We start from the raw sequence: 23,031 nt of genomic DNA, 5'->3' as shown, positions 1-23,031 counted from the left end.
TCACTCAAAGAACACGGTGATTTTGTTAAACATCGACGGATCGGACTGATTGCGGGCCACTTTCACCACATCTTCAAGCTTGTCGATCTGGCTTATCATCTGCTCAAGACGTTGATCGTCGTTGACCAGTAGCCAGATGCGGCTCTTATCGCTGTCCTGAATCGGTAGACAGAGGATGCCTTCTACGTTGAACGCACGACGGGCGAACAGGCCGCAAACGTGAGTCATTACGCCCGGATGGTTGCGTACGGTGAGTTCCAGGATTACGTTGTCATGAGTCTGCTGTTGCATGGCTTATTCCCCCACCATTTCTGTGTTTGCCGCACCCGGCGGCACCATCGGGTACACTTTTTCTTCGGCATCGATGCGCACGTGGATCAGCGCAGGTCCAGGGCGATTAATAATCTCCTGCAACGCTGCCTGTGGGTCCGCTTCGTTATTCAGATCGCAGGTTTCGAGACCAAACCCGGCAGCTATCTGCATAAAGTTAATCATCCCCGGATAGGTCGCGGCAAAAACACCCTGCTTATAGAACAGACTCTGCTGTTGATATACAAGACCTAACGCTTCGTTATTCATCAGAATGATTTTAATATCCAGCTGATTTTCGCTGGCGGTCGCCATTTCCTGAATATTCATCATCAGGCTGCCATCGCCGGAGAAGCACAGCACTTTTTTGTCTGGGTTGGCCAGGGCCGCACCAATCGCCGCAGGCAGGCCAAAGCCCATGGTTCCCAGACCGCCAGAGGTCAGCCACTGGCGCGGACGGTTCAGCGGGTAAGCCTGTGCCGCCCACATCTGATGCTGGCCTACGTCGGTGGTGATAATGGCGCTGTCGTCTACGCAGGCAGCCACGGCGTTGATCAATCCATAGTGGCTGAGCGGATTTTTTTCCTGGGGGATCGTGCACGGAAATTCTTGCTGCAGGTCAGACACCAGTTGATGCCACTCTTCACGCGGCTGCGCTTCAATCTGCGGGAGCAATTGTGCCAGAACCTCATCGACATCTGCCTGGATCGCCACATGCGGCTGTTTGATTTTACCCAGCTCCGCGCGGTCAATATCCACGTGGATGATTTTGGCATTCGGGCAGAACTGTTCGGTTTTACCAATCGCCCGGTCATCAAAACGTGCGCCCAGAACAATCAGTAAATCCGCTTCTTGCAGAATAAAGTTGGTGCTGCGCGCGCCGTGCATGCCCAGCATGCCTAACGACAGCGGATGCGCTTTTGGCAGCATGCCGAGCGCCATCAAGGTCATAGTGGTCGGCAGTTTTGCTTTTTCGGCCAGCTCACGAACACGTTCCGGCGCGTTAATTACGCCGCCGCCGAGGTACAGCACAGGGCGTTTGGCGGCGTTAATCATAGCTGCAGCATCGCGAATGCTGTCCTGGCTGAACGCTGGTGCCGCCATTTTCTGCGCGGGTTCCGGCATCTCTTCAATGTCAAAAACAGCGGTTTGAATATCCTTAGGAATATCTATCCACACCGGGCCTGGACGTCCGGACTGCGCAATGCGGAACGCATCGCTCATGACCTGCGGTAATTCACTGATATGGCGGACCAGATAGTTATGCTTAGTGATGGGGATAGAGATGCCGTAGGTGTCGACTTCCTGGAAAGCGTCGGTGCCGATCATTGAGGCCGGAACCTGCCCGGTGATACACACCAGCGGGATGGAATCCAGACGCGCATCGGCAATGGCGGTTACCAGGTTGGTTGCGCCCGGTCCGCTACAGGCCATACAGACAGCGGGTTTGCCATCGGTTCTCGCCATTCCCTGCGCGATAAACCCCGCGCCCTGCTCGTGGCGCGCCAGGATATGACGGATTTGTGTGCTTTGGCTTAAAGCGTCATAGACGGGAAGAATCGAGCCGCCTGGAATACCGGTGACGACCTGAATCCCCTGACGTTCCAGGAAATGAACGATGAATTCTGCGCCCGTAAAACGCGTACGCTTGGATGTTATGCCCGAACTTGCCATGCTCCAGTCCTTTTATTCTGGGCCTTTGCTCCGGGCAGGTCTCTGAAACGAAAAACCCCGCCCGGTTTGCGCCGGCGGGGTTTTGGAATCGTGTGTTGATTCGGACCCTACGGCGCATTGCCGACGACCACCACCACACGCACGACGACCGCTGCGCGAGATGGCGCAGTTTTTAGTAGGGTCGCAGTCAGCATGGAAGGGTTCATTAGGGACCTGTCTGTTTGTTGATTAACTGGATTTATACAAACACAGGTTTTTCAGCGTGACAATGGAAAAATTTTCATCTGCACAAAAATGCCTCAACGATCACATTTAATTGTATGTCGTGCAAAAACAAAAAACCCCGCCGGAGCGAGGTTTTTTCAGCGTTGTGCGGTTGGTAGCCGCCGAACACACTGTGTTATGTCAACGAAAAAAAGTATACGCGTTCTACGAAGAACACGCAATTTCGGCACGAATTTTGATGTTTTTGAGTATGGAACATGAATAGCGTAACGTCCATAAAATACTGTTAATTTATACAGTATTTATCTATAATGTCTCGGTACGCAATGTGTTATGCGGGGGCCGCATCGTAAACCGGCGCATCAAAGTCCTGGCTGAAACGGGTGGTGCCGTCAGCGCCTTAACCCCCGTGTGAGCACACTGTGTTATGTCAACAAAGGTGCTGGCAACAGGCAGCGGCGAGGTACGTCAGCACCGTGCTCCTTGTACCAAAAGGAGAGCGTATGAGCCTCGTGGATATCGCTATTCTTATCCTCAAACTCATTGTTGCAGCACTGCAACTCCTTGATGCCGTTCTGAAATACATTAAGTAATTCAGATTCAAGTCGCACCTAAGGGGGGCGGATAACACTCCGCTCCCCTTTCACCTTCTCCCTGGTGCTTGTATCGCGTCAATATGTTACGTTTTTATGACATCCTCAGGGAAGAATTCCGCCATGACGCTTTCTGTTTTCTGCATTTTGCTGTTCGCCGCACTGCTGCATGCCAGCTGGAATGCCATCGTAAAAGCGGGAAACGACAAGCTGTACTCGGCGATCAGCGTCAGCGGAACCGCTGCGATTATGGCGCTGATTTGTTTACCCTTTGCGCCGCAACCCTCTGCCGCCAGCCTGCCGTTTTTAGCTGTCTCAACCGCATTACAGGTGGTCTATACCGTCCTGGTCGCTAAAACCTATCAGGTTTCGGATATGAGCCAGACCTATCCTCTGATGCGCGGCACAGCGCCACTGCTGGTCGCGATTATCAGCGTCCTGTTTCTTGGCGATAGCCTTTCGCTACTCGCCTGGGTGGGGATTGCCACCATCTGTCTGGCTATTCTCGGGATGGCATTTAACGGACGCAGCGGTTCGCAACGCGGGATTATCCTGGCGCTCATTAACGCCTGCTTTATCGCCGGTTATACGCTGGTTGATGGCACTGGCGTACGTTTATCAGAAACCGCGCTGGGCTACACGCTGTGGACCTTCTTTCTGAACGGCTCCTGCCTGCTGGGCTGGGCGATGATCGCCAGACGCCGGGAAGCGTCACGTTATCTGGTACAGCAGTGGAAGAAAGGTATTCTTGGCGGCATTGGCACAATGGGTTCTTACGGCCTGGCGCTGTGGGCCATGACCCAGGCTCCGTTGGCGGTAGTCGCGGCGCTGCGTGAAACCTCTATCCTGTTTGGCGCGCTGCTCGCGTGGCTGCTACTAAAAGAGAAGGTTGCCGGAATACGTCTTGTCGCGGCTGCAGGTATTGCCGTAGGCGCAGTTTTACTACGCTTATCATGATCGCGTTGTAAACCCGATGCAATCCGGCAACATTTGTTGCCGCTTTTTGTTTACATTTCCTGCCGTCCATCACATAAACATTCCAGCCCACTATCTGGCCTTCTTTTTCTGTTGTGGTAGATTCCACGCGCATTTACGGGAAAGTGCAGCACCTTATTCTTCTTTTTTCTCTTTTTTAAAAGTAATCAGCGAAATGAAAAGGCATAGAAGCGTCAATTTGTTGTTGATGTTGGTATTACTGGTGGCGGTAGGTCAGATGGCGCAAACCATTTATATCCCCGCGATTGCTGATATGGCGCGTGAACTGAACGTTCGCGAAGGGGCGGTGCAAAGCGTAATGGCCGCCTATCTGTTGACCTATGGTCTATCACAACTGGTTTACGGTCCCCTTTCAGACCGCGTTGGCCGCCGCCCGGTTATCCTCGCCGGGATGTCTATTTTTATGCTGGCCACGCTGGTCGCGATTACCACGCATAGCCTGACGGTACTGATTATCGCCAGTGCCATCCAGGGGATGGGAACGGGCGTCGGCGGTGTGATGGCGCGAACGTTACCGCGCGATCTGTACGAAGGCACGCAACTGCGCCACGCCAATAGTCTGTTAAACATGGGGATTCTGGTCAGTCCGCTGTTAGCTCCGCTGATTGGCGGTGTGCTGGATACAGTGTGGAACTGGCGCGCCTGCTATATTTTTCTGTTGATTCTGTGTGCGGGCGTGACGTTTAGCATGGCACGCTGGATGCCGGAAACGCGCCCTGCAGGTGCGCCGCGTCCACAGCTGATCGCCAGCTACAAAACCCTGTTTGGTAATAGCGCTTTCACCTGTTACGTGCTGATGTTGATCGGTGGTCTGGCGGGTGTTGCGGTCTTTGAGGCCTGCTCCGGAGTATTATTGGGCGCACGTCTCGGTCTAAGCAGCATGGTGGTCAGTATCCTGTTTATCCTGCCCATCCCGGCGGCGTTTTTCGGCGCATGGTTCGCTGGTCGCCCGAATAAACGTTTCTCGACGCTAATGTGGCAGTCGGTGACCTGCTGTCTGGTAGCGGGTTTAATGATGTGGATCCCAGGGCTGTTTGACGTGATGAACGTCTGGACGCTGCTGGTTCCTGCCGCACTATTTTTCTTCGGCGCCGGAATGTTGTTTCCGCTGGCAACCAGCGGTGCTATGGAGCCTTTCCCATTCCTGGCTGGCACTGCCGGCGCGCTGGTTGGGGGATTACAGAACATTGGTTCCGGCGTGCTGGCGTGGTTCTCTGCCATGCTGCCGCAGACCGGACAAGCCAGTCTGGGCCTGCTGATGACCCTTATGGGGCTGTTGATTTTTGTTTGCTGGCTTCCGCTGGCATCACGCGTGTCGCATCAGGGACAGGCGGTTTAAGCGTATGATGGCCCGGCTTATCGCCGGGCTTTTCGCATTCTGGCGCGATAATCGTCGTCAGTAACGGCTCCAGCGCCGGACGCCAGGCCCCCTCCTCACCATCATAGAACTGCGTATCCGCATTGATAGCATAGGGAATTTTCGCTTTTTTCAGCTCGCACGCCATAAAGCGGGCAAACGCCATTTGCGAGGCAGAAGGCGCGTTTTTGACGGTTTCTCCCGGCGACCAGCCCCCTACCCAACTGACATGCCCGGTTTTCTGCTGCCAATGAATGGCGGTATTGATACGGGCGCGAATGGCGGCCTTTTCTGCCGCAGTCCCTGAGGTCCACGGATATTTGCCGTTATTTTTCAGCGGTCCCCACGGAAAAATATGCCATTGGGCCAGCACCGTATTCTGACTTTGTGGCGGCAGCTTTAGGTTGGCCAAATCTTCCGGAGCGGCATGCAGTTTCGGCGCGATAAAAATCATTCGCTGTGGATCGATGGCATGGATGGTTCGAATGGTTTTGTCATACACGCGATTGAGCGACGCCTGATTATGGTTGAGCTTATCAGAGGGGTCGTAGATCAGGTCGAACCCCAGCAACGGCGAGCGTTGACCAAAGTAATGCGCCACCGCCACCCACCAGTTAACCACCTCTTTTTCGTTCCCGGCGCTGGGGTCTTTTTTATATTCGTCTGCCTGATAGGCAATGATCGGGATCACGCCAAACTGCTCGCAGGCTTCCACCAGCTTGCGCAGATGAATCAGCCGCGCCTCCGTAGGCTCTCCCGCTACGCGAATGCGTACGTGGGCCAACCCTTTCGCCTTGTAGTCCCGCACTACCAGCGGATCGAATTCACGGATACCCCGATCGGTGCGCGCCCAATCTACGTCCATCCCAACGCCAAGCTGCTGCGCGTACTGCGCCGCCGTCAGCGCAGGTTGCGCGGCACATACGGTGGCGCTGGCCAACAGTAAAAGGGAAACAATCGGCTTTAACACGGTCGTCCTTACGCAAATCATCAGGAGTGATATCACGTATTTAGCACGCTTTTTCACTTTCCGTGTAGAGAGAAAGCGTAAAAAATATTCGCGGTCCGCTTATTTTACCTGTTCCTGAAGCCAGCTAATAAACGCCTCGATTTTCGGCCACTGCCTGCCGGGCAGCGTGGTGATGTAGTAATGCTGATGGCATTTCAGCGCCATATCGCCAAAAGGCGCGACCAGTTCTCCGCTGTCGAGACGTTTTTGCACCAGCCGCTTTCGGCCCATCGCCACGCCGATATGGTTCATGGCGGCAATTACCGCTAAATCAGAACGATCGAAACCAATCCCCGATGATGTCGGCAAATTCGCCGTAAAATGCTGCGCCCAGCTGTGCCATTCATCGGTTCCTGAGTCGTTACTCCATGCCTGTCTGTCGTGCAGCAAGGTGCAGTGCGGCAAATTCACTAACGAACCGGTAAGGTCATGGCGGCGAGCGTAGTCCGGGCTGCATACCGGCAGGATCTCTTCATCCATCAGGAAGTGGTGCGTAAGCTGCGCGGAGGGCGCATCATCAAAATAGATAGCCAGATCGACCCCGGCACGCTGCAGATTGACGTTGTCGTTGCCGGTCAGGATGGTCAGTGAAATTGACGGGTAGCGACGGGTAAAGTCACCGAGCGCCGGAACCAGCCAGCACTGGGCGATAGAAGGTCGAGAGTAGACGGTGAGCGTCCCGGACAACTCCTGATTTTTAATATCGAGGATTTCCTGATTCAGCGTATCCAGCGACGATTTCAGCGCCCAGAACACCCGCTTACCCTCGTGGGTAAGTTCCACTTTACGGTGCGAACGGACAAACAGCTGAATGCCCAGTTCATCTTCCAGTTGATTAATGCGATGGCTGACGGCGCTGGGGCTTAACGACAGCTCATCTGCCGCCAGCGCAAACGACTGATGCCGGGCCGCCACTTCAAAAGTATACAGCTTTGACAGCTGCCAGCCATTGAGCAGCCGGTTTCTGACCTCGCGTAGGGGATCCAAACTCACCTCCTGTCCTCCTGATTCATTCGCCGGAGTGTAAAAAACTTCGCTGCAAAAATCAGCATAAAGATGAATCAAGGTGAACCATATCGCATAAACATAGCGTAATTAGACGTAAATCACTCACTTGATGCAATCTGGCTCATGTGAAAGGAGATTTATATCGTTTGTCAGACGGTGCCTTATTTTTGTCCAATAACCTTATATTAATCACAGGGCAAGGTGAGCTATGCACTCTCAAATCTGGGTTGTGAGCACGCTGCTGATAAGCATCGTGTTAATCGTTTTGACCATCGTGAAGTTCAAATTCCACCCGTTTCTGGCGCTGCTGTTAGCCAGTTTCTTCGTGGGTACGATGATGGGGATGGGGCCGCTGGATATGGTCAATGCCATTGAGAGCGGCATCGGCGGTACGCTGGGCTTCCTCGCGGCGGTTATCGGCCTTGGGACCATTCTGGGCAAAATGATGGAAGTGTCCGGCGCGGCCGAACGCATCGGTCTGACGCTGCAGCGCTGCCGCTGGCTTTCAGCGGATGTCATTATGGTGCTGGTCGGGCTGATTTGCGGGATCACGCTGTTCGTTGAGGTCGGCGTGGTGCTGTTGATTCCACTGGCCTTTTCGATTGCTAAAAAAACCAATACCTCATTACTGAAGCTGGCGATTCCGCTGTGTACGGCGCTGATGGCGGTACACTGCGTCGTACCTCCGCATCCGGCCGCCCTGTTCGTGGCGAATAAGCTGGGCGCGGACATTGGCACCGTGATTGTCTACGGCTTACTGGTGGGTTTAATGGCCTCGCTTGTCGGTGGGCCGCTGTACCTGAAATTCCTCGGTAACCGTCTGCCATTTAAACCAGTACCGGCTGAGTTTTCCGACCTGAAAGTGCGTGATGAAAGCACGCTGCCATCGCTGGGCGCGACGCTGTTTACCGTACTGCTGCCGATTGGCCTGATGCTGGTCAAAACCGTCGCTGAGCTGAACATGGCGAAAGGCAGTACGCTGTATACGCTGTTGGAGTTTATTGGTAACCCGATCACCGCGATGTTTATCGCCGTTTTCGTAGCCTATTACATTCTCGGCCTGCGTCAGCACATCGGTATGAGTGCGCTGCTGACCCACACCGAAAACGGTTTTGGCTCGATTGCTAACATTTTGCTGATTATCGGCGCAGGCGGCGCATTCAACGCTATTCTCAAGAGCAGCGGGCTGGCGGATACTCTGGCGCTGATCCTCTCAAACATGCATATGCACCCGATTCTGCTGGCGTGGCTGGTCGCTCTGATTCTGCATGCGGCGGTAGGCTCTGCCACGGTGGCTATGATGGGCGCGACGGCAATCGTTGCCCCGATGCTACCGCTGTACCCCAACGTTAGCCCGGAAATTATCGCCATTGCCATCGGTTCCGGCGCTATTGGCTGCACGATCGTCACCGATTCCCTGTTCTGGCTGGTGAAGCAGTATTGCGGCGCCACCCTGAATGAAACGTTCAAATACTATACGACCGCGACATTTATCGCGTCCGTTATTGCACTGGCTTGCACATTCCTGCTTTCCTTTATTATCTAAGCGCGAAGAGACTGACTATGGAAAACATTCAAACACTTATCGCCCAGCATCCTTTAGTGGAAGATCTGGTGGCTCTGAAAGAGACAACCTGGTTTAACCCTGGCACCACCTCTCTTGCGGAAGGTTTACCGTATGTTGGCCTGACAGCACACGACGTTGAGGACGCCCACGCGCGTCTGACGCGCTTCGCACCGTATCTGGCGCAGGCCTTCCCGGAAACTGCCGCCACTGGGGGCATTATCGAATCTGAGCTGGCCGCAATCCCTGCCATGCAAAAACGGTTGGAAAAAGAGTTCGGGCAGCACATTAACGGCGAACTCCTGCTGAAGAAAGACAGTCACTTGCCGATTTCAGGCTCGATTAAAGCCCGCGGTGGCATTTATGAAGTACTGACCCATGCGGAAAAACTGGCGCTGGAAGCCGGTCTGCTGACCACCAAAGACGATTACCGCGTGCTGCTTTCGCCGGAGTTTAAACAGTTCTTCAGCCAGTACAGCATCGCGGTTGGCTCCACCGGCAACCTGGGGATGTCGATTGGTATCATGAGTGCCCGCATCGGCTTTAACGTCACGGTGCATATGTCTGCCGACGCCCGCGCGTGGAAAAAAGCCAAGCTACGCAGCCACGGCGTGACGGTGGTGGAGTACGAAGAAGATTACGGCGTGGCGGTTGAACAAGGTCGTAAGGCGGCGCAGTCCGATCCGAACTGCTTCTTTATCGATGATGAAAATTCCCGCACGCTATTTTTAGGCTATGCGGTCGCCGGTCAGCGTCTGAAAGCGCAGTTTGCCCAGCAGGGACGCACGGTGGATTCAGACCATCCACTGTTTGTTTACCTGCCTTGCGGCGTCGGTGGCGGCCCTGGCGGCGTGGCATTTGGCCTGAAGCTGGCATTCGGCGATAACGTGCACTGCTTCTTCGCTGAACCGACTCATTCACCGTGCATGCTGCTGGGGATTTACACCGGGCTGCACGATACCATTTCCGTACAGGATATCGGCATCGATAACCTGACGGCGGCGGATGGGCTGGCGGTGGGTCGCGCATCGGGCTTTGTTGGCCGGGCGATGGAGCGTCTGCTCGACGGTCTGTACACCCTGGACGATCAGACAATGTACGATATGCTGGGCTGGCTGGCACAGGAAGAAGGCATTCGTCTTGAGCCGTCGGCGCTGGCAGGCATGGCTGGCCCTCAGCACGTTTGCGCCTCCACGGATTACCAGCAGATGCATGGCTTCAACGCGGATCAGCTCAATAACGCCACCCATCTGGTGTGGGCAACCGGCGGCGGCATGGTGCCGGAAACCGAGATGGCGCAATACCTGGCGAAAGGGCGCTAATCTCAGCGCAGCATCGCCATCAGCTCCGCGGGTGAGCGATGCTGCTTAAGCAGGTCACGCATCACGCGCATATGCGGTGCGGTATGGTTGAAGAAAGCGCTGTATCCACCGCAAATCGCACTCTTTCCATTTCTGCCACGGTGCTTAGGACAGTCGCCGTGGCAAAAACGCAGCAGTGAACACGCCTGACATTCCGCGCTCAGCGTGGTTCTCTTGGACTGACCAAATTCCCCTGCCCGAGGGCTGGCATTGAGCTCACCCAGCGATGTGTGATGAATATTACCCAAGCGATAATCAGGGTAAACATAGTGATCGCACTGATACAAATCGCCATTCGCTTCCAGGGCAAAAGCATGCCCACAGGTAGAGCTTAGCGAACACATCTGCGCCGGATGCCCGCACCATACCCCGAGGGTTGAATCGAATAACTGGACGAATACACGGCCAATATCTTCTCTGACCCAGATATCAAAGACGGAATTCAGAAAGGTTCCCCATGCCTGCGGCGGGACCGAGTCGGCGGTAAGCTCGCCTTTTTCATCATATTCAACCAGCGGAATGAACTGCAAAAACGGCGTGCCGCACTGGCGAAGGTAACGATACATTTGTCCGGGCTGCTGGCTGTTCAGGCGGTTAATCACCACCAACAGATTGAACTCCACCTGATACTGACGAAGTCTGGCAATGGCCTCCACCACCTTATGGTGCGTCGGTTTTCCGCTGCGGTTAACGCGATAAGCATCATGCAACTCGGCCGGGCCATCCAGGGAAATCCCAACCAGCCAGCCGTTATCGCGTAAAAACTGACACCATTCGTCATTGAGCAAAATTCCGTTGGTCTGGAAAGCGTTATGGATTTGTTTCCCTTCCCCGTACTGTTTTTGCAACGCCACTACGCGGTGAAAAAAGTCGATCCCGCAAAGAGTCGGCTCGCCGCCCTGCCAGGCGAACATCACTTCGGACCCCGGCTGCGCGGCGATATGCTGACGAATAAACGTCTCTAAGGTAGCGTCATCCATTGTGGGTTGAGTGGGTTTCTCAATGTAAAAACAGTAGCGACAATCGAGGTTACAACGAGAGCTGGCCGGCTTGGCCATGACCTGACATCCTGTCATGCTAAATTCCCGATAAATGCCATAAGTTGGCGGACATGCGCTACAGCAAACAGTATTGCGAGGGATAACACCGCGAGGGAGATCATAAATTTGTCACGCACCGCATGAGATTCAGAAAAATCGCTATGACTGACATCCATCAGGTTGCGGCTACGGGTATAACGCCAGAGAACGATTGCCACCAGCGCCAGCACTACAATTGAAACCCAAAACAGGAACCCCGTCTGATGCCAGTTGTGCTTTAGCGCCAGCGCCATTAACGCGCCATAGCCCAACAACGTGCGAAACCAGGCCAGCGAGGTACGTTCCGGTTGTAACCCTGGATCGGCGATCCGTCGCGATTTACGGCTATCCGGCATACAGTACCAGTCCCATGACAATCACCGCGACGATCATCAAAATCAGGCTGATGATTAACAGGCTATGGGTGTACGGCAAGTCCTCTTTCAGACGCATTGCCTTTTCATTGCGCAGCCAGCGCAGGTAACCATAAATCGCCAGGCCACCGGCAAACAGGCACAACAACAGCGCCAGCAGTTCACGAATTACCGGCGTGGCAAAATCCGGGGCCAGTTGGTCAAGACCCACACCCGCCGCCAGAAACCCCAGCGAGGTGCGGATCCACGCCAGAAAAGTACGTTCATTTGCCAACGAGAAGCGGTAATCCGGCGCTTCACCAAGGCGGGAAATCTTCATCCAAACTCCTCTGGTTGTCATTGCCGGATGGTGGCTCGCGCCTTATCCGGCCTACAAGTAAGTGCAAATAAGGATATTTGCGCCAACTGGCATTGTAGTCAGAACTTCTGCTTTTTCTCTTCCACTTTTACGCCCCGGGTCGGTAAACCGGTGTCGTAATCGCGTACTACCGGAGAATAGCCGTCTTCAGGGCGCGGGCGAAAAGCGCCCATCCAGCGCGGTGCGGCATCAGGTCGCCACGGACGCAAACTCCATTGATAAGTGCGGAACGGATCGCGGATTTTATCCATGTAGTCCAGCAGCGCGTCGTGCATCTGGCAACGAACGTCGGCCAATTGTGGCGAATCAATCAGATTGTGTAGCTCATCAGGATCGTTACGCCTGTCGTAAAGCTCATCGCTGGTAAACAGATTTAATACCAGTTTCCAGTCGTCCGTCACCCAGCAGCGTACCGGAATAAATCCGCCAAAACTGTCATGTTCAATCTCATAACGGTTGAACTCCACCATCACACCGCGCGGCTTTTCAACGGCAAGAATGTTTTCACCCGGCAGGATTTGCGGCTTCTCAATACCCGCCAGCGCCATCATCGTCGGCAGCAGATCGATATGGCTGACCGGCGTGTCTACCTGCATAGACTCTCCCTGCGGCGGGCGCATAATCAGTGGAATTCGTGTGATATCGTCATACATCGCGGCCCCTTTACTGATGAGCTTATGCGCCCCCATCATCTCACCATGATCGGAGGTATAAATGACCCAGGTATTCTCTCGCTGTTGCGGCGTTAAGGCATTGATCACCCTACCTATCTGATCATCAACAAAGTCGTTGCAGGCAAAATAGAGCGGATGGTGATAGCGCCCGTCATCGCCAACCGGGGATGGCATGGCTTGCGACCATAGACGATGGTGCTCGGGCTTATCATGCAAAGCATCGTGGGCTTTCGCACCGAGATCGTAATAAAAATCCTGATATTTCTGCAAATACTCGACCGGACAGGTAAACGGATGGTGCGGCTCATCATAGGAAACAACCATCAGGAACGGTTCCTCGGCACGCGCAGGCTGATGGAGGAAATCGACCGCCCGGTTACTGATGCGGTGCGCCCAGGTAAAGGTTTCATCGATATTGTTGGCTAACAGATCCTCCACGCTATTGAGCCCGTTACGCCACAAACTGATCTCTGCGTCAGTCAGTTCCGCGAGGTAATTGGCTCCGTCATACCAGTAATCAACATCCCACTCGGGCGGACATTCGCCGGTCCCAAAGTAGTCATGTCCGTCGAGATGCCACTTGCCGATGTAGCACGTGTGATAGCCCGCATCTTTAAAATAGCGCCCCATGGTGGAGATATTTTTCCCCGGCGCGACATTATTGGTCCACGGCCCGGACTGGTTGGCATAAATCCCGGTAAACAGCCCCGCGCGGGCCGGCGTACACACCGGTGAACAGGTATAGGCCGAGTTAAAGCGAATACCTTCCGCTGCCAGACTATCAATATTATTGGTGTTCAGCGGCTTACCGCTGTAGCAGCCAACCATATTGGTCGCCTGGGTATCGGTCATAATGAACAGAAAATTGGGCCGGGTCATGCTTCATCCTTAGCGTCATGGACACATTGTGCAGTCGCGTTACGCCGCGTCTGCCAACTGCTGTAAATCAAATAAATTGCGACTGCCACCGTAATGGCGTAGCTGAGGATCGTCAGCCAGCGAGAGTTGTAGCCACCAAACTGCGCCAGACCGGAATAAACGCCAATCATCGCAAACAGGACGCCAACAGAGGCGATTTTCACGTTTTTCCACGGTTTCATGTCTACCGCGAAGGCGTCATGGAATTTAAACGGCGTGGCACGCGGCTTGATGGCACCGATAACCAGCATGACCGCCACATTGATGCAGAAAGTGCAGGCCAGTACGTAGAGGAAGTGAAAGTCGAATTTCACCAGATAGTTGATGGTGATATAGCTGACGATACCCAGCCCCATCGCCACCTTCGCAGCCAGCGCGGGGATGCGCGGAAAGAAAAATCCCATGATCACGATGGTTACCAGCGGAACGTTGTAGATCCCGTTGAGCTGCTTCATCCAGCTGTAAAGCCCCTGCGGCGCATAAGCAATCCACGGCGCGACCAGCACAGAGATCACCGCGACGATAAACCCAAAGCGGCGGCCAATGCTGACCAACTTGTCGGGACTGGCCTGCTCGTTAATCAACCGACGATAAATGCCGAGACTGAACAGCGTCGAAGCGCTGTTGAGGAAACCGCAAAATGCGCTGATGATCGCACCGAACAGCACCGCGCTGAAAAAACCGATCAGCGGCAACGGCATCACTTTGTTTACCAGCGCTGGGTAAGCCATATCTGCTTTTGGCAGATCCTGGAAAAGGTGAAAGGCGATAACGCCCGGCAATACCAGAATCAACGGATCCAGCATCTTCAGCACTGCCGTTAATAATGCTCCTTTTTGTCCTTCCGACAGACTTTTTGACGCCAAAGTACGTTGAACAATCCCCTGATTGGTACACCAGTAGAAAGTATTCACCAGAATAAGCCCGGTCAGCGCCGCGCCGATAGGTACCGGGTCGTGACTTCCGCCAATCGAGTTCAGCATCTGGCTGTGATCCTGGGTTAAACGCGTAATGCCTTCGCTCAGACTGCCTTTACCCATTGCCATTAAACCGAACAGCGGTACCATCAGACCGCCAATCACCAAACCAATACCGTTGATGACATCCGCAATGGCAATCGCCCGCATTCCGCCGACCACGGCGTACAAAATGCCACTTATCCCCAGAACCACCGCCATCAGCCAAATTGCCGTATGCTGGGAAATACCAAAAGTTTCAGTGACATGAAACATACTGTTAAAGGCGAGTGCGCCGGAGTACAAAATGATCGGCAGGAAACAAATCCCTGTGGCGATCAAAAAACAGCAGTCGATGATGATGCGGGTGGTTTTGTCATAGCGCTCTTCAATAAAATCCGGGATGGTAGCGATGCCGCGTTGCAGATAACGCGGTAAAAAAATCAGCGCCAGAAAAATAAGTGGGATCGCTGAAATCACTTCCCAGGCCATTACCGACATTCCGCTGCGGTAAGCCTGGCCGGTAAGTCCTACCAGTTGTTCCGTGGAGAGATTGGTTAGCATCAGCGATGCGGCAATCACCGGCGCTTTTAACGAACGTCCCGCCAGAAAATATCCCTGCTGCGAACCGGTATCCGCTTTGCGTAACTTCCACCAGGTGATTACCGCCACCAGCAGCGTAAAGCCCACAAAGCTTAAAATTTGTAGCGTATTCATCTCATAGCCCTTTTTTTTCATTATGTCCCGGTAGCTGTAGGGTGTAACAGGAGGTATTGCGCACCGGGTCAGGCAGTCAGATTTCTTAAAATAAAAACGTCATATCCCTGAACGGATTTTTTCTGTTAAGTTCAGGTTGTGGGCATAATTCTCCGGCGGGAAATTAAAATGAATGGAAAGATGCAAAGTTCGCATGTAAAAAACGAAACTACGTACAATATTCCCCTGTTGATTAACGAAAATGTGATCTCAAGCGGAATTTCATTGATCTCGCTGTGGCATACCTATGCCGACGAACATTACCGGGTTATTTGGCCGCGCGATAAGAAAAAGCCACTGATAGCTAATTCATGGGTTGCTGTCTATACCGTCCAGGGTTGTGGAAAAATCCTGCTAAAAGGTGGCGAACACATTACTCTCACCGGAAACTGTATAATCTTTTTAAAACCAACCGATATACAGTCTTATCATTGCGAAGGGTTGGTATGGGAACAATACTGGATGGAGTTCACGCCAACCAGCGTAATGGATATTCCGCTACGCCAACAAAGCATTATTTATAATGGTGATATTTATAATCAGGAGCTGGCTGAAGTTTCACGATTAATTACTTCCTCAGACTCAATGATAAATAATTTGGCCGTCGCCTTTCTCACAAAAATAATTTATCAATGGATTTGTCTTATTTACGCTGAAGGTAAAAAAGACCCACAACGGATGCAAATTGAAAAACTGATTGCCACTCTGCATGCCAGCCTGCAAAAACGCTGGAGCGTAGCGGATATGGCAGCCACCATTCCCTGTAGCGAAGCCTGGCTACGCCGTCTGTTTTTACGTTATACCGGAAAAACGCCAAAAGAATACTATCTCGATGCCCGGCTGGAACTGGCGCTGTCACTGCTAAAACAGGAGGGAAATACGGTCGGACAGGTGGCAGATATGCTTAACTTTTTTGACTCGTTTCATTTCAGCAAAGCTTTTAAACACAAATTTGGCTATGCGCCGTCGGCTGTGCTGAAACATGCAAAGTGAAATGGCAACCCCATAGATGTAAGGTGGACAACCTTTTTTGGTACATCCACCTGAAAGGTGCAGAATAATGTAGTAAAAGATGAAATCGTTAGATCAGTGAGCGTAATTCCTCATACGAAAAGATGCGGCCGCGATAGCCTAATCCCGTATCAATATTGTAAATAGAGAGGCCAATATTGTTATTTGTATCAAAGACAAAGAAGGATTGTTCTGCGCCAAAATAGACATTGTAATAGTCATTACCTACATCAAAGACCGACGATGTAAGCTCACTACGTTGCCCTGGAAAACTAAACTGATCCAATTGCTCTACCGTTGCAGCGGTTAAATCGACAGCAAGAATGGTAGGTAGGGAATCAAGCGCGGCTGAAGTATAAGAGACGGGATCAGATTCAATGATGCGAACCAACTCATTCCCACTCTCATCCGCACAGGAATTATTGTTAAAGAGAGAAAGGACAAACTTATTTTCACCCCGCCAGGCTTGATACTTGCTGTTTTGAGTAATAAAAACCGCATGCTCTCCGTTGGGATAGTTAAAATCGTCGATATTCACCACACTCAAATTGAGTGGGCTATTCAACACCGGAAAATCCGGATTATCAATAATCCACTCAGGATCGCCTGAGTCAATGTTCAGGCCAATAATAGTGCAGCTTGAACGTGAGTTGACGATTAACTGATTGGTTTCTTTTACATATTCGAGGCTATTGAAATGTACATCGTTGGTATCAGTATTATCCAGTACCGTGGCTCCCAAAAACTCCTGAGAGTAATCGCGCTGCCAGAGTAACCCCCCACTGGCGATGTCATATTTATAAATTACACACTCCAGTTTTTGCTCATCATTCCAGTTATCCAGCAACGAACCCAACAACCAAAGATTACCTTTCTCATCCGTAGTGATGTCGTGATGAAAACCATAGCCAGTAGGTGCGGTATAGGTTTGCGAGACGTTACCCGCCAGGTTAAAACGATACAAAGTGGGGGCAAATGCATGCTTATCAGGATCATACGTTTCACTGGCCAACGCTGACCACAACGCATTGTCTATAATCTTCAGGTTACCGTACATCCAGGGGAAGAGACCGGTAATGCGCAGATCGCCATTAATGTCATAACCATTCCAGGCACTGGTGACAAACCAGCCCTGTCCCAAGGTGCTTTCCGCCATCTCGCTGTCGTCAATATTGATTGTCAGCGCCAGAGGCACATCACCGTAGTCCTGACCCTCTGTTGAAATTGTTACCGTGAAGGTGGTGGTTTCATTGTCCGCCGTGTAAGTATTGATCTCGACAGTATTCAAATAGTCAGCATACAAGCCAACAACGATGACCTGTGTGTGAGAAGTATATTCGTCAGTACTGTAATAGAAGTCTGTATTTGATGTTTTACCATGAACAGTATAATCAAACCTTACCGCTTCTATATTTTCCAATGAAATTAATGCACAAAGTTTGTTTTGATTGTAAGGATTTATTTTCACTGTATACGTTGCTCTCATTTTCTATTCCTTTTTATAAAAAAACAGAATGTAATGACTTTCGCAAAAACAAACCTACATCTCATGTTGGTTTTTTTATGTGGATAAGTGCACAAAATGAAACAACCAATATAAAACCACACTATTAATTCAATAAAAATAAATACCACAAATAATTAAAGCATAAATATTCAATTATGAAATATAAATAAAATACATAACTACGCAAGTTTTATTTAAAAGTAAAACATAAATACAAATTAAATATATTTAAAACAATTAAATAAATGATGGTTATGATCATGGTATTTTTGCAAATTAAATCACAAAAAATCACAAACAATCTTTTAATGAGCAATTTTGATTATTAGAGTGATTTTAGATTCATAAAAATATGTCACAGAAACAAATAGTCGTCCGTTACTGAATGAGTATCACCAACTTTGATCTGGAAGCGAATATCATGGAGGTTGACTGAACTATGTTTTCTGAATTTATCGATGTAATACAATCTTTTCTAACAGAACCCGCCATTCTAATAGGATTGTTAGTCGGTTTGGGGTATGCCCTTGATAAAAAACCGCTAATTAAAATTATTACTGGTATGGTCAGCGCGATGGTTGGGTTGATGATGGTGTTATTTGGCGGCTTCCAATTTTCAGCCACCTTTAAGCCTGTCGCTGATGCAGTCAGTAAATCTTACGGTATTCATGGTTATTTAATGGATTCGTATGCCATGAAAGCCGCCACCCAAATTGCTCTCGGGGATAACTTTGGTTATGTGGGCTACGTTTTCGTGTTGGCCTTTTTCACAAACCTTTTGCTGGTATTATTTGGCCGCTATACACGTGTAAAAGGGATCTTCTTAACCGGTAACACCGGAGTTTCCCACTCGCAGGCCGTACTCTGGTTGATCGTATTCTGGTTAGGTTTTGGTTGGGTACAGTCAATCATCATTGCTGGTGTTTTAACGGGTATTTTCTGGGCCTTTGCCACAACGTTAATCGCTAAACCCGTTGCGAAAATCACCAATAATGCCGGTTTTACTATCGCCCATAATCAGATGCTCGGGATCTGGTTTTTTTCAAAATTTGCCCACCTGTTTGGCGATGCCGAAAAACAGGATGCAGAAAACATGAAGCTGCCCGGCTGGCTGGCTATTTTTAACCATAATGTAACCGCTATTGCCATTGTGATGACGCTGTTCGTCGGCGGATTTCTGCTGTCGACCGGTATTGAAAATGTTCAATTGATGGCAAAAGGTAAACCCTGGTATATCTATATTATCAACCTCGGACTGCAGTTTTCCATGTATATGGTCATTCTCCTGCAGGGTGTAAGAATGATGGTTGGGGAAATAAATGCCTCCTTTAAAGGCTGGCAAGATCGTTTAATTCCCGATGCAATTCCGGCAGTAGATGTTGCCGCTTTATTACCTTTTTCACCAAATGCAGCCACGCTTGGATTCATCTTCTGCACCTTCGGCACCATATTTTCGATGGGCATCCTGCTGATTACCAAAAGCCCTATTATGGTATTACCTGGTTTTGTGCCCCTTTTCTTCTCTGGCGGTCCTATTGGTGTTTTAGCCAACCGGATGGGAGGTTATCGCTCCGTTATCATTTGTACATTCCTGCTGGGGATAATTCAAACCTTCGGCACAGTATGGGCAATTCCCTTAACAGGTCTGGCAGCAGAAGGGGTTGGCTGGACCGGAATATTTGACTGGGCGACATTATGGCCTGCCATTTGCGAATTACTAAAACTGATCGCCACTGTATTCAATCTGGGCCCTTACGCGGGCTAACTAACTTTGCATAAAAAGGATATCGTCATGAAAGACAAAATTAACCTTCTGTTTGTTTGCGGCTATGGTGTCGGGAGTAGCGTAATGTTACAGACGGTCGTCAAAAAAGCGTTGGCTAAATATGATTTCCAGTTCGAATTTGCGATGGAACATACAGCAGCAGGCGAAGTAGGTGGATTTACTGAATGGGCTGATATCTATGCCATTTCAAAAAAACTGATTGATGTCGTCAGTCTGGATCCGCGCCATGGTCAATACCTTATACCCATCGAAAATATTATGGACGGAGAAACCATTGGTAAGCAGATTTACGCGGTGATTGAGGCGCATTTCCCACACTTGTTATCTGCCCGGTAAGGAGCAGTGATGAAAGCGATTATCCTGCTATTCGACAGCCTGAATAAACATTATCTGCCACCTTATGGCGATATGATCACCCAGGCTCCCAACTTCCAACGCCTGGCCGCACACTGTACGACGTTCAACAACAGTTATGTTGGCAGCATGCCCTGTATGCCAGCCCGTCGAGAATTGCACACAGGTCGACATAACTTTTTGCACCGGGAATGGGGACCACTGGAGCCATTTGACGACTCAATGCCAGAGTTATTGAAAAAAGCGGGGGTCTACACACATCTAATCAGTGACCATCTGCATTATTGGGAAGACGGTGGTGGTAACTATCATAACCGCTACAGCTCTTGGGAAATCATTCGTGGTCAGGAGGGCGATCACTGGAAAGCCAGTGTTGCAGATCCCGCTATTCCTGAGGTGTTACGCGTGCCCCAGAAACAGACCGGTGGAGGTGTTTCTGGATTATGGCGACATGACTGGGTAAACCGAAATTACATACAGCAGGAAGCAGACTTCCCGCAAACCTGCGTCTTTACCGCGGGATGTGAATTCCTCGAAAAAAACGCTAAACAGGACAACTGGTTGTTGCAGGTCGAAACCTTCGATCCGCATGAACCTTTTTATACAACCGAAGAGTATCTCTCCTTGTATCAGGATCCCTGGGATGGCCCACATTACGACTGGCCCAGGGGCAAGGTTGAAGAAAGCGCAGAGGCGGTAGAGCATATTCGCTGCCGATATCGGGCCCTTGTGTCAATGTGCGATCGCAATCTGGGACGTATTCTCGACCTGATGGACCGTTTTGACATGTGGAACGACACGATGCTCATTGTCGGTACCGACCATGGTTTCCTACTTGGAGAGCATGGGTGGTGGGCAAAAAATCAGATGCCGTACTACAACGAAGTGGCAAACAATCCTTTATTTATCTGGGACCCACGTGGTGGTCAGCGGGGTGTTCAACGTAACGCTCTGGTTCAGATGATTGACTGGGCGCCGACACTATTGGAGTTCTTTAACCAACCAATCCCTGCTGATGTGCAGGGTCATCCACTGGCGAAAATCCTTGCGGATGACACTCCAGTCCGTGATGCGGCCCTGTTTGGCGTTTTCAGTGGGCATGTCAATGTCACCGATGGCCGCTATGTCTATATGCGCGCGGCGCTACCCGGACGTGAGAATGACATTGCGAACTACACCCTGATGCCAATCAAGATGAATACTCGCTTTGATGTGGCGGAATTACAGTCGTTAACACTGTCCCCTCCATTTAGCTTTACCAAAGGGGTTAAAACGTTGCGTATTCCGTCCCGAGAGAAATACCCAGGAATCAATCGCACGGGCCATTTGTTGTTCGATTTGCACACCGACCCGCAACAGCTTACGCCAATCGATGATAAAGAGGTGGAGGAGCGGATGATTGCCCTGTTGGTACGTCTACTAAAAGAGAGCGACGCTCCAGCAGAGCAATTTATTAGACTGGGTTTAACGCTTTAACCCATTCCCCAGAAGATCACCGCCAACAGTTGCGGGGTGATAATCCTCAGGAACATGACCAGCGGATAAACGGTGGCGTAGGAGAGCGCTGCCGCCCCGCTGGTGGCATGCAGGTTGTTAGCAAACGCCAGCGCAGGAGGATCGGTCATTGAGCCGGCCAGCATGCCGCACAGCGTCAGATAGTTCATTTTGGCGAATATCCGCGCCAGCAAGCCCACGGTAATGAGCGGAATCGCGGTAATGAAAATACCGTAGCCCACCCAGCTCAGACCATCGCCCTGCGTCAGTGTATGAACAAAATCACCGCCTGACTTCAGACCAACCACCGCGAGAAACAGTACGATACCCAACTCTCGCAGCGCCAGGTTAGCGCTGGGAGGCATAAACCAGTACAGCTTACCGATGCTGCCAATACGTCCAAGAATCAAAGCCATAATCAGCGGCCCACCGGCCAGCCCCAGCTTCAACGCCACCGGGAAACCCGGGATAAACAGCGGGATTGACCCCAGCAGAACACCCAGTCCGATACCGATAAATACCGGCAGCATCTGCACCTGCTGCAGTTTTTGCTGCGCGTTACCGACAACATTAGCAACGGCGTCAATCGACGAAGGGCGCCCAACCAGATTGAGGATGTCCCCGAATTGCAGGCTGGCGTCGCTGCTGGCTACCAGTTCAACCCCCGCACGGTTCAGGCGGGAGATCACCACGTCGTAACGTTCTTTAAAGTGCAGATCGCGGATACGTTTACCCAGCACTTGTTCGTTGGTCACCACCACGCGCTCAACGCGTAAATCAGTCCCGCGCGTCGACAACGATGTGTCCACCTCCTGACCAATCACCACCTGCGCGTTGTGCAGATCGGCTGGCTGCCCGACCAGGTGTAGCAGGTCGCCCATCTGGATAACTGTCCCTGGCGACGGCACCATCAATGTCTCGTCACGTTTCAGACGCGAGCAGATGATTTTGTCGCTGTTCAGAATCGGGACATCCTGAATTGCCATATTGTTGATGTTTGGATTTTCCACACGGATGTTCATCGTCTGAATCAGTGCGTGCCCGTTGGTTAGCGTGGATTCATGCTGCTGGGCTTCAGCATCGACGTTAACGCGGAAAATAAGGCGCATCAGCCACATGGTGAGTAAAATTCCGCAAATGCCGAAAGGATAAGCCATGGCATAGCTCATCCCCATCTGGTCTACCACATCGCCAGGGGTACCCAGATCGCGCAGAATTTGCTGCCCGGCACCCAACGCCGGGGTATTGGTGACCGCCCCGGAGAATATACCCAGTACCACGGGAAGAGGAATGGCAAAAAGCTTATGCAGAATCGCGGTGACCAGGCCACCCATGATGACAATCAGCACGGCAAACAGATTCAGCCGCAGGCCCGAAACGCGCAATGACGCAAAAAAGCCCGGTCCGACCTGGATACCGATGGTGTAGACGAACAGGATCAGGCCAAATTCCTGAATGAAATGCAGCATGTCGCCGCTCAGGGTCATCCCTGCCTGATCGACAAAATGCCCGACAATAATACCGCCGAACAGCACGCCTCCGATGCCAAAACCAACACCACGTATTTTTATGTTGCCGATCCATAATCCGACAACTGCCACTAATGCCAGAACGCTGACCGTCAATGCTATATCACTCATTATCTTGTTCCCTGTGAATAACATCATT

21 protein-coding genes are annotated in these 23,031 nt (G+C 51.3%); 9 read left to right on the top strand and 12 right to left on the bottom strand.

Going from position 1 to position 23,031, the window contains the following annotated elements:
- From ilvN to ivbL, 3 genes are all read right to left on the bottom strand, one after another.
- Complete coding sequence (ilvN, locus tag SK39_RS11855) at nt 1-291, bottom strand: acetolactate synthase small subunit (RefSeq protein WP_003023914.1); 291 nt, start codon at nt 289-291, stop codon at nt 1-3.
- 3 nt (nt 292-294) lie between these two features.
- Nucleotides 295-1,983 (bottom strand): acetolactate synthase large subunit, encoded by a 1,689-nt coding sequence (ilvB, locus tag SK39_RS11850; RefSeq protein ID WP_032937132.1) that lies wholly within the window; start codon nt 1,981-1,983, stop codon nt 295-297.
- 107 nt (nt 1,984-2,090) lie between these two features.
- Nucleotides 2,091-2,189 carry an ilvB operon leader peptide IvbL gene (gene ivbL, locus SK39_RS25835; protein ID WP_003827118.1) on the bottom strand — a complete coding sequence of 33 codons (99 nt, stop codon included), beginning with the start codon at nt 2,187-2,189 and terminating at the stop codon, nt 2,091-2,093.
- A 522-nt stretch (nt 2,190-2,711) separates the two neighbouring features.
- Here ivbL and tisB point away from each other — a divergent pair.
- From tisB to emrD, 3 genes are all read left to right on the top strand, one after another.
- Entirely contained in the window at nt 2,712-2,801 is a 90-nt protein-coding gene (gene tisB, locus SK39_RS11845) for a type I toxin-antitoxin system toxin TisB (RefSeq protein WP_003840643.1), read from the top strand.
- Between the two features lie 123 nt (nt 2,802-2,924).
- Nucleotides 2,925-3,758, top strand: a complete 834-nt coding sequence (locus tag SK39_RS11840; RefSeq protein ID WP_003840641.1) for a DMT family transporter — start codon at nt 2,925-2,927, stop codon at nt 3,756-3,758.
- Between the two features lie 193 nt (nt 3,759-3,951).
- Nucleotides 3,952-5,136, top strand: coding sequence for a multidrug efflux MFS transporter EmrD (gene emrD / locus SK39_RS11835; protein WP_044714253.1), 1,185 nt, complete (start codon nt 3,952-3,954; stop codon nt 5,134-5,136).
- On the opposite strand, the gene SK39_RS11830 is transcribed toward emrD, so the two are convergent.
- Together SK39_RS11830 and dsdC are read right to left on the bottom strand one after the other, a co-directional pair.
- Nucleotides 5,063-6,145 (bottom strand): cellulase family glycosylhydrolase, encoded by a 1,083-nt coding sequence (locus tag SK39_RS11830; RefSeq protein WP_048217413.1) that lies wholly within the window; start codon nt 6,143-6,145, stop codon nt 5,063-5,065. The two genes, emrD and SK39_RS11830, sit on opposite strands and share 74 nt — an antisense overlap.
- A 78-nt stretch (nt 6,146-6,223) precedes the next feature.
- Nucleotides 6,224-7,150 carry a DNA-binding transcriptional regulator DsdC gene (dsdC, locus tag SK39_RS11825; protein WP_003840637.1) on the bottom strand — a complete coding sequence of 309 codons (927 nt, stop codon included), beginning with the start codon at nt 7,148-7,150 and terminating at the stop codon, nt 6,224-6,226.
- Nucleotides 7,151-7,379: 229 nt separating this feature from the next.
- On the opposite strand from dsdC, the gene dsdX reads away from it, so the two are divergent.
- Nucleotides 7,380-8,717, top strand: a complete 1,338-nt coding sequence (gene dsdX / locus SK39_RS11820) for a D-serine transporter DsdX (protein WP_048217037.1) — start codon at nt 7,380-7,382, stop codon at nt 8,715-8,717.
- A gap of 17 nt (nt 8,718-8,734) precedes the next feature.
- Complete coding sequence (gene dsdA, locus SK39_RS11815; protein WP_048217036.1) at nt 8,735-10,057, top strand: D-serine ammonia-lyase; 1,323 nt, start codon at nt 8,735-8,737, stop codon at nt 10,055-10,057.
- 2 nt (nt 10,058-10,059) lie between these two features.
- Here the strand turns inward: dsdA and SK39_RS11810 are convergent, their stop codons facing one another.
- From SK39_RS11810 to SK39_RS11790, 5 genes are all read right to left on the bottom strand, one after another.
- A complete protein-coding gene (locus SK39_RS11810) occupies nt 10,060-11,172 on the bottom strand; it encodes an anaerobic sulfatase maturase (RefSeq protein WP_165351549.1) in 1,113 nt (370 codons plus the stop codon).
- A complete protein-coding gene (locus tag SK39_RS11805) occupies nt 11,169-11,531 on the bottom strand; it encodes a DUF202 domain-containing protein (RefSeq protein ID WP_003840628.1) in 363 nt (120 codons plus the stop codon). The genes SK39_RS11810 and SK39_RS11805 overlap by 4 nt, the downstream gene beginning before the upstream one ends.
- Nucleotides 11,521-11,868, bottom strand: coding sequence for a YidH family protein (locus tag SK39_RS11800; RefSeq protein WP_003840625.1), 348 nt, complete (start codon nt 11,866-11,868; stop codon nt 11,521-11,523). The genes SK39_RS11805 and SK39_RS11800 overlap by 11 nt, the downstream gene beginning before the upstream one ends.
- A 98-nt stretch (nt 11,869-11,966) precedes the next feature.
- Nucleotides 11,967-13,460, bottom strand: coding sequence for a sulfatase-like hydrolase/transferase (locus tag SK39_RS11795; RefSeq protein WP_048217034.1), 1,494 nt, complete (start codon nt 13,458-13,460; stop codon nt 11,967-11,969).
- Complete coding sequence (locus tag SK39_RS11790) at nt 13,457-15,172, bottom strand: solute:sodium symporter family transporter (RefSeq protein WP_032937290.1); 1,716 nt, start codon at nt 15,170-15,172, stop codon at nt 13,457-13,459. The genes SK39_RS11795 and SK39_RS11790 overlap by 4 nt, the downstream gene beginning before the upstream one ends.
- Before the next feature lie 168 nt (nt 15,173-15,340).
- Between SK39_RS11790 and SK39_RS11785 the strand changes: the two genes are divergently transcribed.
- The gene (locus SK39_RS11785; RefSeq protein WP_048217033.1) at nt 15,341-16,204 is read left to right on the top strand and encodes an AraC family transcriptional regulator; all 864 of its coding nucleotides are present in this window, start codon (nt 15,341-15,343) and stop codon (nt 16,202-16,204) included.
- 88 nt (nt 16,205-16,292) lie between these two features.
- Here the strand turns inward: SK39_RS11785 and SK39_RS11780 are convergent, their stop codons facing one another.
- The gene (locus tag SK39_RS11780; protein ID WP_003844444.1) at nt 16,293-17,708 is read right to left on the bottom strand and encodes an aryl-sulfate sulfotransferase; all 1,416 of its coding nucleotides are present in this window, start codon (nt 17,706-17,708) and stop codon (nt 16,293-16,295) included.
- A 460-nt stretch (nt 17,709-18,168) separates the two neighbouring features.
- Between SK39_RS11780 and SK39_RS11775 the strand changes: the two genes are divergently transcribed.
- The 3 genes from SK39_RS11775 to SK39_RS11765 are packed head-to-tail and all read left to right on the top strand — an operon-like array spanning nt 18,169 to nt 21,345.
- Nucleotides 18,169-19,494: a PTS sugar transporter subunit IIC gene (locus SK39_RS11775; protein WP_003844442.1), complete on the top strand. Its 1,326-nt coding sequence runs from the start codon at nt 18,169-18,171 to the stop codon at nt 19,492-19,494.
- A 27-nt stretch (nt 19,495-19,521) separates the two neighbouring features.
- Nucleotides 19,522-19,851, top strand: coding sequence for a PTS sugar transporter subunit IIB (locus SK39_RS11770; protein WP_003844441.1), 330 nt, complete (start codon nt 19,522-19,524; stop codon nt 19,849-19,851).
- Nucleotides 19,852-19,860: 9 nt separating this feature from the next.
- Entirely contained in the window at nt 19,861-21,345 is a 1,485-nt protein-coding gene (locus SK39_RS11765) for a sulfatase (protein ID WP_003844439.1), read from the top strand.
- On the opposite strand, the gene SK39_RS11760 is transcribed toward SK39_RS11765, so the two are convergent.
- On the bottom strand, nt 21,342-23,003 hold the full coding sequence (locus SK39_RS11760) for a putative transporter (RefSeq protein WP_003840611.1): 1,662 nt from the start codon (nt 23,001-23,003) through the stop codon (nt 21,342-21,344). The genes SK39_RS11765 and SK39_RS11760 overlap by 4 nt on opposite strands.
- Nucleotides 23,004-23,031 lie beyond the last annotated feature (28 nt).

It is taken from the genome of Citrobacter sp. BIDMC107 (genome assembly GCF_001037575.1).
Lineage (GTDB): Bacteria > Pseudomonadota > Gammaproteobacteria > Enterobacterales > Enterobacteriaceae > Citrobacter > Citrobacter freundii.
This window is presented reverse-complemented; position numbering and strand designations above follow the sequence as displayed.